Genomic DNA, 12,127 nt, shown 5'->3' with positions numbered 1-12,127 from the left:
TATCTTGTCCATGTCTGACTCTCATTAGACGTTTGTCGCACGTCACACGCCACACCCTACACAGACCAACATCTGTCATCTGATAAAACAGATATCTTCAATCCTTCAGCCGTGGTGGCTCTGATGTGAAATTAAATACGCACTCTTACCTGACCGGGCTTTCAGCCGCTGACCTAGTCTCTCTGATGGCGACATACGTATCTTTTGCATCGTCACTGCCTGTAGAGATAATATACCTACATGTGGGTGTTAGTCAACATCTTTTTTGTCATACTGTCATGATCAACAACAATTCAATTTTCAGAAATATTATATAACTTGATTGTGAAAATAAACCTTACGAGTACCATACTCCTATTTAATCATCTTCCCGTTTCTTTTTCTTTATTTGTAAAGCAATTGATGCCAAAAGTAATATCCAGCCTATCAATAAGATTATATAAAACATCACCTTACCAAAATCTCCTTTTAAGATAAAATCGATTGCAAACAAACATGCACTAAGTACTAACAGAAGTATAGCTTTTTTTTCTCTCATATATTTTCTCCTTTTTATATCAAAATTGCTTTATATCTTTCACTCTTTATTTTCTTTGTATCTGCAAGTCTTCCTTTACTATTATACGTAAGTAAATAAATATCAAATCCATCTTTACTGCTATTTGTTACATATTTAAATCTATATCCCCAGTTTTCAATACCAGGAGACCTAATATCAGTACTTCCATAGTTACTTATTATATCTGAAAGAAGCGTAGACAATGTATACCCTGTTGCTAGACTTGCTGTGACTGCCCCCTTAGTTACCAAAATATCAATTGCCACCCCACCAGAATAGGAGGCTTTTATTTTATAATATGCACTGTAATATCTTACATTTATAGAAATTGTTTTCTTTACCCGCTTACTACTTGTATTTTTATATGAGCCACTATGCGTCTCAATCGCAGTATTCTTTAACTTGAATACACTCTACTTTTATTTTATTTATCTACTTCTACATCAACTTCTTCGTCCATCTTTAAATGTCGATTTTTTCGCATCCGCCTCTTCTCCGCACGCTTTTTCTTCCTCTCAAGTCGTCTCTTCTTACGCCCGGCCTTGTGGGCCCTCCTCCTTATTCCACGTATTCCGTTATCCATGAATTTGTTGATCTCTGCGCCTATCAGCATGACGTACATACACATGTAAAGCCACAGCGCAAGCAATATCACACTTGCAAGGCTTCCATACATATATGTGTTGATTCCCACTATATTGATATAGCTTGATACGCCAAATGACAAAAGCATCCAGAGTATGGTCGTAAATGCAGCTCCCGGCACAGCGGTCTTGATCCTCACCCGCTCAACCGGCAGCGCCCAGTATGCCACTATCATAACTCCAAACAAAACCGTAGGGGCAAATGCTATCTTGACGATCGACAGGATATTCGCAACAGTATCCACCAGTTGGAATCTCTCCACTGAATCCAGCCGCACCAGCATTTTTGACACAACTACATCGCCGAGGATATATATGACCATAACCGCCACCAGCATCACACAGAATATCAATGTATACAGAGTGTGTATCGCTCTTCTGAGGAAATAATTGACGCTGTCCTCCTTGCCTGCCATGAAAGTGAGTCCGCGGCCTATAGCCATTGTTCCCTTTGACGCCGACCACACTGTGAGCAATATGGTTGCTGTGGTGGCAAGCAGTGAGCTCTTGCTGTTGAAAATCTCTGCAAACATGAATTCAAAATTGGAATTGATCTCCTCCGGGAACAGTTCCTTTATTATCTCCAACACCTGGGTCTCTGTGAATGGCAGATATTTGACAAATGTAAGCAGCGTCATCGCCAGTGGAAACAGTGACAGCAGCAGGAAAAAAGCAGACTGTGCCGCAAATGCCGCCACCTGATCCTTATTCATCTCTGCCATAAACAATCTGACTTTATGGTATATGAGCACTATGCGCTTCTTTAACTTCATAATTAGTGATTCTCTCCGTTACTTTTCAACCGAACTGAGAACTGCTCCGTTGTAATAATGGCTTATTATCTGCGCTGCAGTATATCCCAGCTTTGCCAGTTCATTTGCACCATTCTGACTCATTCCGACTCCATGTCCGTATCCGCCGCCCTTAAGTGTGTAGAGTCCTGTGTCATTATCCTTCTTTACATAGTAGAAATTACTTGGAACGCCTGTCCAGCCCGTGAGCTCTGATCCATCCTGCTCTGTTATAGCCTTGCCATCCGTGGCGAACAGAACTCGGATATTGCTCTGGCCGCTGACTACCACGCTTCCCTTGTCGCCTGTTATCGTAACTTCCTTCACAAGTCCACTGTCATCTCTTCCCGTCACCATTATTGACTTGATCTTGCCAACCGATGTCGCAGACACATCCGAGCATCTTGAAAGGCCGGTCTCAACCGCATTTCTCATCTCATCTTCTGTGTATGTAACCGTCCACCTGTACATAGGAAGATTTCTCTCAACCACATCTGTGTCCGTCTTGCCATCCATGAAATCCCTGAATGCCGCTTCATCGCTGAAATATGGGATGTCCAGCGCCGTATTCTGAATACGTGTACAGGTATATGGCATGCTTCCGCCCCACACCTGGTCACTCGTGGTAGTCGTTCCGCACGATGTTGAGAAATATACAGCATTTATGATCTCTCCGTTATATGTAGGTACAATTCCGGATGTGGACTGGACTGCATCTATGGAATTTCCCGTCTCAGGGAAGTTATTGTAGACCTGGCACGATGTTGTGTCATCAAGGTCTGCATTGTATCCCCTGTAGTTACTTCCAAGCTTTCTATATGTAAATCCTCTGGCGCAGATTGCCATAGCCTTGAGCGCCTCCGGGCTGTAGCTCGATGAAACCTCACTTGACACTACCCCATACAGATACTGTTCTATATCTACCTGATTGATGATCATGTATCCCGACGAATCCTTTGTTATCTCAAGGGCTCCGTGATACCTCGGGGTGCCGCTTGATTTGCTGAGACTCGATACTGTTATCATTCCATCCGAACTCTCAGGCTCAACTATGATGGATGAGGCCTTGTTGTCGCTGCCAAGTGATACAAATTCATCCGCCTTATAGGTTTTCTTCTTGCCATCGCTCGTCACGTTAAATCCTGTACTGCAGGTAAATTCCACATAGCTCTGATAATAATCTCCGCCATTTGTCAGGATGACTCTGACACTGTTCTCCATACCGGATATAACGACTGACGATCCGCCATAGCCGCTGCCCCCGCTGGTTCTGTCGGTGCCGGACGAGCTGCTGCCTTTATCCTCTTTCTTCTTTGAAGCCACAGTTCCTGCTCCCTGAATTGTGTAGTCATACTCCGCGATCTCTGTACTGTCCGTGTCGGCTTCAACATATTGCTTCAGATCTCCCAGCGGATCATCCGGAGCTTCTATAACTATGGTCTCCACTGAATTGCCATCGTTGTTATCATCAGTCTCTTCGCCTACTCTGTTTTTACCTGTTATCATCATATATCCGACAACACATACCAGAATTATAGTTATGAAACTCACTATCTTAAAATTCTTATTGTATTTGATCTTCTGATACCATTTCTTTCTCTGATCTATTCGCATTCCCCTGTCTCCATTTCTCCGCAAATATATCCACATACAGAGAAAAAGCAGCATATACATGCTGCTTCTTCATCTTGTGTAATAAACTGAAATGCGCCCTTGCTTTTGAGTCCTAGCAGCGCTAGGTGGGCAACCGCAATTGTATATCTGCCTTCCACTAGAACTTATATAACGAGGCTTGACTTCAATAACAATGATATAGGAATCCCGTTTATTCAAATGTAGGTTCAAAATCACAAGAGACTTAATACATCTCAGCTATGAGCACATTATACCTTACCTTTACATCTCTTGCAAGAATTTTTCACGTGAACTTTAACCACTATAATTGACATTATATGCCTTCTTGAAATACCAATCTTACCTGTGTTAGAATGTAGATACTTATGGGAATTTATAATTATTTCCAAACATGAAAGGCAGGTGTTCACCAAATGGATAAAACCAGCTTACAAATGTTATTCGGCGTATTGCTCGGAGTATTTCTGCTTGCACTCATAGTCATGACTGTGGTGTATGTCAGAAGAAAGCTTGCCGATAAGCGCGAGGAGGCACTGAGAGATCTCGATCTCATGCAGGAAGAGGCTATCAGGGAGGAACAGAGCCAGAGCAAGGGGTACTGGATAAACCGTGATGACATCGAGGACGAGAATCAGGCTCATCTGCTCCGTTACTACCACTATTTCGATAATATCGATGAATGTATCCACGATCTCATAGTTGAGATGTATGACTGTGGATTTGTCAGGACAGAAGAGATATTTGTCGCAGCATACGGTGAGGAAGCACTCACACCTGATTCATTCATTTACATGACAGATGCTGACTGCGATCTGGAAAAGGCAAAGGCTGCACTTCCGCCTGTCAGTGAGAAGAACCAGAAGATCATCTATGACCTCTGGTGCTCATATGTCGAAAAGCTTCTGGACACTGTTGAGATACACACAACCGATGCCAACAAAGATATAATCAAGGACGCACTTATGGTTTATGGCCGCAAAAAGATAACCATACTCCTGCGCAGTCCAGAATAAAATAAAACCTTTCAAAGGAGATTTACAAAATGAAAGATAACTGTATAGTAGCTCAGTCAGGAGGTCCTACCGTAGCGATAAATGCTTCGCTGGCAGGTGTCATAGACGGAGTTAAGAAAAGCAACAAATTCACCAGAGTTTACGGTGCAATTCACGGGATCCAGGGAGTGCTGGACAATAATTTCATAGATCTGTCCCTCATGGCCCTCTCAAAATTTCCTCTGGTAAATACTCTGGAGCTCTCCCCTGCAATGTACCTTGGCTCATGCAGATACAAGCTTCCTGATTTTGAGGTTGACTCAAAACCTTATGAGATAATATTTGACAGATTTGAGGAATATCAGGTTGCCGCATTCTTCTATATCGGCGGCAACGACTCTATGGATACAGTGGATAAACTCAGCAAATATGCAAAGAAGATCGGATCGGATGTGAAGATCGTCGGCATCCCTAAGACCATTGACAATGACCTGTGCCATACCGACCACACTCCGGGATTTGGCTCTGCAGCCAAGTATGTTGCATCCACCATGCTGGAGATTGCCCACGACACTTACATCTACCAGATACCAAGTGTTGTCATCGTGGAGATCATGGGCCGTGATGCAGGCTGGCTCACCGCTGCATCCTGTCTGGCAAGAAATGACTACAGTCCTGCTCCTCATCTCATATATCTTCCTGAGGTAGACTTCGATGAGGATCAGTTTATAGAGGACATCAAAAATGTATTAAAGACTTCAAGATGTGTCATCGTGGCCGTATCTGAGGGTATACATGATAAGGATGGCAACTACATCAGCGCAACTTCTGCTGTGGCAGACAAGTTCGGACATGCCCAGCTCAGCGGAACCGGCAAGGCTCTCGAGAGTCTTGTTAAGGACAGAATGGATATAAAGGTTCGTTCCATCGAGCTCAATGTGCTCCAGAGATGTGCAGCGCATATTTCCTCAAGGACAGATATCAACGAGTCATTTGCACTTGGCCAGGCTGCTGTAAAATACGCCGCCGAGGGAATGACTGCTGTTATGTCCACGATCAAGCGAGTTTCTAACGATCCATACCAGTGGATCATTGAACCTGAGAATGTATCTCTCATCGCCAACCAGGCTAAGACAATTCCGCTTGAGTGGATCACACCTGAGAAGAATGACGTCACACCTGAGATGGAAGCATATCTCAGACCTCTTATAATCGGCGAGGTTTCCCTTCAGTACAAAGATGGACTTCCTATGTACCTGCCGGTAAACCACCTGCTTTAAAGGATAAAATATCCCTAACACCTCAATATCTGTGGTGTTAGGGATATTTTTTTATTTTATATATCCTACTGCAGATTAGTGTATCCGAGCAGCAGCTCTTCTACTGCCATGGCGGCCTCGCGGCCTTCGCGGATGGCCCATACGACCAGTGACTGGCCTCTGTGCATGTCTCCGGCTACGAATACCTTTGGAACATTTGTTGTATATGAGTTTGGACATGGAGTCTTGACATTTGTTCTCTCGTTGAGTTCCACGCCAAAGCTCTCTGCCACATATGTCTGACATCCGAGGAATCCGGCTGCGATGAGTACCACATCACAGTCAACGATATACTCGCTTCCCTCTATCTCTGTCATAGTCATTCTTCCTGTCTCAGGATTCTTCTTCCACTCGAGCTTCACACACTTGGCTGCCTTGACATTTCCGTCCTTGTCCTTGATGAATTCCTTGACTGTAGTCTCATATATTCTAGGATCATGTCCGTATACTGCTATTGCCTCCTGCTGACCGTAGTCTGTCTTGCAGATCTTCGGCCATTCTGGCCATGGATTGTCTGGTGTTCTTGTATCAGGTGCCTTTGGCATCATCTCAAGCTGTGTAACGCTGACAGCGCCCTCACGGACTGCTGTTCCCACACAGTCATTTCCTGTATCACCACCACCGATGACGAGAACATTCTTGCCTTTACAGTTCACGAACTGCTTGTCAGCAAAGCCCGAATTTACAAGGCTCATTGTCGTAGTCTTGAGGAAATCAACAGCGAAGTAGATTCCCTTTGCATCCCTTCCAGGTGCTTTTATATCTCTTGGATTGGCTGCACCACAGGCAAGCACAACTGCGTCGTATTCCTTGAGCAGATCCTCAGCCTTCACATACTTGAGGTTCTTGTTCTTAAGATAACCTGTCATCTGATCATCCTTCGGACACACAGCCTTCGCAGATGCCTTTCCGGTTGCAACCTCTGTGTTCAGTACGAACTTTATTCCTCTCTTCTTCATGACATCTATTCTTCTGTCTATGATCTGCTTCTCAAGTTTCATGTTTGGGATACCATACATGAGAAGTCCACCCGGTCTGTCACTTCTCTCATACACAGTCACGTCGTGGCCTCTGCCGATCAGCTGGTCTGCCACGGCCAGTCCCGAAGGACCTGAACCTATGACTGCCACCTTCTTGCCTGAGTGAACCTTTGGCTGTTTATCATTTACAAGGTCATTTGCAAATGCATACTCTATGATGGCTCTCTCGTTCTCACGGACCGACACTGGATCACCGTTTAAGTTACAGGTACATGCCTTCTCACAGAGAGCCGGGCACACACGGCTTGTAAACTCAGGGAAACAGTTGGTCTTGCTGAGTCTTGCAAATGCCTGCTCAAGATTGTCGTTATAGAGCATATCATTCCACTCTGGGATCAGGTTGTTCAGCGGACAGCCCGATGTCATTCCGCATATGTTCATACCTGCCTGGCAGAATGGAACGCCACAGTCCATACATCTTGCAGCCTGCTTTCTCTGCTCATCACGGCTAAGCGGAGTGTGGAATTCATTGAAATTCTTGATTCTGTCCTTAGGAGCAAGCTCTGCGCTTGTCTTTCTCTCATATTCTAAAAATCCAGTTGGTTTTCCCATTCCTACTTACCTCCGTTCTTAACCTTGTAGAATGCTTCGATAGCTGCCTTCTCGCGGCTCAGGCCCTTCTCCTCAAATGCAACTATCATATTCATCATCTTCTTGTAATCCTTTGGTATGATCTTCTTGAACTTTGGAAGATATCCCTCAAAGTCCTCAAGAATCCTCTTGCCTATCTCTGAATTTGTATAATTTACATGATCCATGATGAGCTGCTTCAGCTCGCTCACCTCGTACTTGTCTGTCACAGCCTCTATGGATATCATCTCTTTGTTAAGTCTCTTGTACAGATCGTTGCCCATATCAAGTACATATGCGATACCACCGCTCATTCCGGCTGCAAAGTTCTTGCCTGTTGTTCCAAGAACTACTACTTTACCACCTGTCATGTACTCACATCCGTGATCGCCAACACCCTCAACGACCGCCGTGGCACCAGAGTTACGAACTGCAAATCTCTCGCCGGCAACACCGTTGATGAATGCCTTACCACTTGTGGCACCGTACAGTGCAACGTTTCCTATTATGATATTATCCTCATGCTTGTACTTAACTGAACGAGGCGGATAAACTATCAGCTTACCACCTGACAGACCCTTGCCGAAGTAATCGTTGCTGTCGCCCACCAGTTCAAGTGTAAGTCCCTTTGGAATAAATGCTCCAAAGCTCTGTCCGCCGGCGCCGTTGCATTTGACGATGTATGTGTCCTCATCAAGTGACTCGCCGTACTTCTTTGTGATCTCTGAACCGAATATCGTTCCAACAGATCTGTCTGTGTTGACCACATCAAGCTCAACGCTCTTCTTCTGTCCCTTCTCAAGTGCAGGTCCAAGCTTCTTCATGAGAATTCTCATATCTACTGTCTTCTCAAGCTGGAAGTCATAGACATTCTTCTCGTGATACTTTACCTTGTTCTGTGGCATATCTATATAAGGATTGTTAATTATCTTATCAAGGATGACATTTCTCTCATCTGCTCTGTCGCTGCTCATGAGGAGATCTGAACGTCCAACCAGCTCATCGACTGTTCTGACGCCGAGCTTGCTCATGTACTCTCGAAGCTCCTCTGCTATGAACAGCATGAAGTTCTTCACGTACTCAGGCTTACCTCTGAATCTCTTTCTGAGTTCTGGGTTCTGAGTTGCTATTCCGACAGGACATGTGTCAAGGTTACATACCCTCATCATGACGCAACCCATTGTTACAAGCGGTGCTGTTGCAAATCCAAATTCCTCAGCTCCGAGCATTGCAGCTATCGCAACGTCACGGCCTGTCATCAGCTTACCGTCTGCCTCAAGGATGACCTTATTTCTGAGATCATTCATGATAAGTGTCTGATGTGTCTCTGCAAGTCCAAGCTCCCAAGGGAGTCCTGCGTAATGGATGGAGTTGTTAGGTGCTGCACCTGTTCCTCCGTCGTAACCTGAGATCAGGATGACCTGTGCTCCGGCCTTTGCAACACCGGCAGCTACTGTACCAACGCCAGCCTCAGACACAAGCTTTACTGATATTCTCGCATCACGGTTTGCATTCTTGCAGTCGTAGATGAGCTGTGCAAGATCCTCTATCGAATAGATATCGTGATGTGGTGGTGGAGAGATAAGGCTTACCCCCGGTGTTGAAAGTCTTGTCTTTGCGATCCATGGATATACCTTTCCGCCAGGAAGATGTCCACCCTCACCAGGCTTTGCTCCCTGTGCCATCTTGATCTGTATCTCCTTGGCACTCACAAGATATCTCGATGTGACACCAAATCTTCCAGATGCAACCTGCTTGATGGCTGAGCATCTGTTCTTGCCATCCTTGCCGATCGTAAGTCTCTCTATCGACTCACCGCCCTCTCCTGAATTGGACTTGCCGCCCAACTCATTCATGGCGATTGCCATACACTCATGTGCCTCCTGTGATATACTTCCGTAACTCATGGCACCAGTCTTGAATCTCTTCACAATCTCGCTTGCAGGCTCGACCTCATCGAGTGGAACCGGCTTGTCAGCGAACTTGAAGTCCATGAGACCTCTCAGGTGGAATGGCTTCTGCTCATCGTGGAGCGCTGCTGTGTACTGCTTGAACAGCTTGTAATCGCCGCGCCTTGTAGACTCCTGAAGAAGATGTATAGTAACAGGATTGTACAGGTGCTCCTCCTTGCCGCTTCTGAACTTGTGTGCACCGATGCTTGTAAGGGCAAGGTTTGTGTTAAGTCCAAGCGGATCAAATGCTGATGAGTGAAGATCATCAACTGTCTTCTCAAGCTCCTTTATACCAGAACCGCCAACACGGCTTACTGTATTTGTAAAGTATCTGTCCACAACGTCCTTTGAAAGACCGATACACTCAAATATCTGTGATCCCATGTATGACTGGATCGTTGATACACCCATCTTGGATGCGATCTTTACTATTCCGTGGCATATTGCACTGTTGTAATCATCGACAGCCGCATTGAAATCCTTGTTCAGCAGATGCGAATCTACCATCTGCTTGATCGTCTCTATTGCCAGATATGGATTGACTGCACATGCACCATATCCGAGAAGTGTTGCAAAGTGGTGAACATTTCTTGGATCAGCACTCTCAAGGATGATCGCAACCGCTGTTCTCTTCTTGGTTCTTACCAGGTGCTTCTGCATAGCTGATACTGCAAGGAGTGATGGTATTGCAACATGGTTCTCATCCACACCTCTGTCTGAGAGGATGAGGATGTTTACACCGTCCCTGTAGAGCTTGTCGGCCTCGATAAACAGTCTGTCGAGAGCCTTCTCCATGGATGTGTTCTTATAATAAAGAATCGGAAGTGTCGCAACCTTAAGTCCCGGTACATTCATATTCTTGATCTTCAAAAGATCCGTATTTGTCAGTATTGGATGGTTGATCTTCAGCACATGACAGTTCTCCGGCTTCTCCTCGAGGATGTTTCCGTCCTTTCCGAGATATACCGATGTGGATGTGACAACTTCCTCTCTGATCGCATCGATAGGTGGGTTTGTAACCTGTGCAAATAACTGCTTGAAGAAGTTGAACAGTGGCTTGTGGCTGTTCGAGAGAACTGCAAGTGGTGTATCAGTACCCATGGCACTGATTGCCTCTGCACCTTTCTCTGCCATAGGATATATGGTATTCTTGAAATCCTCGTAGGTATATCCAAATGCCTTCTGAAGTCTTGCCCTCTCCTCGTCTGTATACTCCTGAACTCTGATATTCGGGATCTTCAGATCAGCGAGATGTACAAGATTGCTGTCTACCCACTCTCCGTAAGGCTTTGCAAGCGCGTATTTCTCCTTGATCTCCTCATCTGAGATAAGACGTCCGTTCACTGTATCTACCAGAAGCATCTTGCCAGGTCTGAGTCGGTCTTTCTTCACGATCTTGGATGGATCAACGTCCAGGACTCCGACCTCAGACGAAAGTACAAGGTAATCATCATCTGTGATATAGTATCTCGATGGTCTCAGTCCGTTTCTATCAAGAACTGCTCCCATGAGCTCACCGTCTGTGAATAATATAGAAGCAGGACCATCCCAAGGCTCCATCATGGTTGCGTAATACTGGTAGAAATCCTTCTTCTCCTGACTCATGGCTCTATCGTTCTCCCATGGCTCAGGGATCGTGATCATGACTGCCATAGGAAGTGGTATTCCATTCAGTACAAGGAACTCAAGACAGTTGTCAAGTCTTGCTGAATCCGATCCATCCGGATCAAGAACAGGCATAACCTTGTACATCTCATCCTGCATGATGGTGGACTCCATGGTCTCCTCACGGGCGATCATCTTGTCCTCATTTCCTCTTATTGTATTGATCTCACCGTTGTGGCACAGGTATCTGTACGGATGAGCTCTGAGCCATGATGGCGTTGTATTCGTTGAGAATCTTGAATGAACAAGTCCTATGGCTGACTCATAGTCAGGATCCTGAAGGTCGTTGTAGAACATTCTGAGCTCACCGACGAGGAACATTCCTTTATATACTATAGTCTTGCTGGAAAGTGATGGAACATATGTGTCATCATTACTCTCCTCAAATATTCGTCTGACGAAGTAGAGCTTTCTGTCGAAGTCCATACCGGCCTTCACTGTCTCAGGTCTTCTGATGAATGCCTGCATGATGCATGGCATGACATCTATTGCCTTCTTGCCAAGGATTCCAGGTGTTGTAGGAACCTCTCTCCAGCAAATGAACTCGAGGCCTTCCTTCTCCACTATGACCTCAAACATTTTCATAGCCTGCTTGCGCGCCAGCTCCTTCTGTGGAAAGAAGAACATTCCTATTCCATAATCGCCTTCCTTTCCAAGGTCATATCCAAGCTCTGCTAAAGCCTTGGTGAAGAACTTATGTGATATCTGAAGGAGTATGCCTACACCGTCTCCGGTCTTGCCCTCTGCGTCCTTTCCTGCTCTGTGCTCAAGATTCTCAACAATCTTGAGTGCATTGTTCACTGTGTCATGTGTCTTTATACCCTTGATATTGACAACGGCACCGATACCACAGTTATCGTGCTCAAAGCTTGGGTCGTATAATCCGGTATTCTCCGCTCTCTTATTCTCAATCATGTCCTGTTCCGTCCTTTCCATGTTTTTGTCATTCGCAACGATATT

The 12,127-nt window shown here is 45.3% G+C and carries 8 protein-coding genes; 2 read left to right on the top strand and 6 right to left on the bottom strand.

The features are described 5' to 3' along the window. Positions 1-358: 358 nt before the first annotated feature. The 4 genes from DWX57_RS00750 to DWX57_RS00740 all read right to left on the bottom strand — a co-directional run bounded on the left by DWX57_RS00750 (position 359) and on the right by DWX57_RS00740 (position 3,608). On the bottom strand, positions 359-538 hold the full coding sequence (locus DWX57_RS00750; protein ID WP_015533216.1) for a hypothetical protein: 180 nt from the start codon (positions 536-538) through the stop codon (positions 359-361). Between the two features lie 14 nt (positions 539-552). Further along, a complete protein-coding gene (locus DWX57_RS13960) occupies positions 553-825 on the bottom strand; it encodes a hypothetical protein (protein WP_133300861.1) in 273 nt (90 codons plus the stop codon). A 158-nt stretch (positions 826-983) separates the two neighbouring features. Then, entirely contained in the window at positions 984-1,976 is a 993-nt protein-coding gene (locus tag DWX57_RS00745) for a YihY/virulence factor BrkB family protein (protein ID WP_120122858.1), read from the bottom strand. Between the two features lie 18 nt (positions 1,977-1,994). Then, entirely contained in the window at positions 1,995-3,608 is a 1,614-nt protein-coding gene (locus DWX57_RS00740) for a SpoIID/LytB domain-containing protein (RefSeq protein ID WP_022217148.1), read from the bottom strand. A gap of 434 nt (positions 3,609-4,042) precedes the next feature. On the opposite strand from DWX57_RS00740, the gene DWX57_RS00735 reads away from it, so the two are divergent. Then, positions 4,043-4,642: a hypothetical protein gene (locus DWX57_RS00735; RefSeq protein ID WP_133300860.1), complete on the top strand. Its 600-nt coding sequence runs from the start codon at positions 4,043-4,045 to the stop codon at positions 4,640-4,642. Positions 4,643-4,671: 29 nt separating this feature from the next. Beyond that, positions 4,672-5,901 carry a 6-phosphofructokinase gene (locus tag DWX57_RS00730; protein ID WP_055223744.1) on the top strand — a complete coding sequence of 410 codons (1,230 nt, stop codon included), beginning with the start codon at positions 4,672-4,674 and terminating at the stop codon, positions 5,899-5,901. Positions 5,902-5,966: 65 nt separating this feature from the next. On the opposite strand, the gene DWX57_RS00725 is transcribed toward DWX57_RS00730, so the two are convergent. Beyond that, positions 5,967-7,532, bottom strand: coding sequence for a glutamate synthase subunit beta (locus tag DWX57_RS00725; RefSeq protein WP_120122857.1), 1,566 nt, complete (start codon positions 7,530-7,532; stop codon positions 5,967-5,969). A 2-nt stretch (positions 7,533-7,534) separates the two neighbouring features. Further along, complete coding sequence (gltB, locus tag DWX57_RS00720; RefSeq protein ID WP_118649275.1) at positions 7,535-12,082, bottom strand: glutamate synthase large subunit; 4,548 nt, start codon at positions 12,080-12,082, stop codon at positions 7,535-7,537. Between the last annotated feature and the right edge of the window lie 45 nt (positions 12,083-12,127).

Source organism: Coprococcus sp. AF19-8AC (assembly GCF_003603115.1).
Lineage (GTDB): Bacteria > Bacillota > Clostridia > Lachnospirales > Lachnospiraceae > Coprococcus > Coprococcus aceti.
This window is presented reverse-complemented; position numbering and strand designations above follow the sequence as displayed.

Coding starts and splice junctions, on each gene's coding strand:
- DWX57_RS00750 (WP_015533216.1), bottom strand. CDS start 538: ATGAGAGAAAAAAAAGCTATACTTCTGTTAGTACTTAGTGCATGTTTG.
- DWX57_RS00745 (WP_120122858.1), bottom strand. CDS start 1,976: ATGAAGTTAAAGAAGCGCATAGTGCTCATATACCATAAAGTCAGATTG.
- DWX57_RS00740 (WP_022217148.1), bottom strand. CDS start 3,608: ATGCGAATAGATCAGAGAAAGAAATGGTATCAGAAGATCAAATACAAT.
- DWX57_RS00735 (WP_133300860.1), top strand. CDS start 4,043: ATGGATAAAACCAGCTTACAAATGTTATTCGGCGTATTGCTCGGAGTA.
- DWX57_RS00730 (WP_055223744.1), top strand. CDS start 4,672: ATGAAAGATAACTGTATAGTAGCTCAGTCAGGAGGTCCTACCGTAGCG.
- DWX57_RS00725 (WP_120122857.1), bottom strand. CDS start 7,532: ATGGGAAAACCAACTGGATTTTTAGAATATGAGAGAAAGACAAGCGCA.
- gltB (WP_118649275.1), bottom strand. CDS start 12,082: ATGATTGAGAATAAGAGAGCGGAGAATACCGGATTATACGACCCAAGC.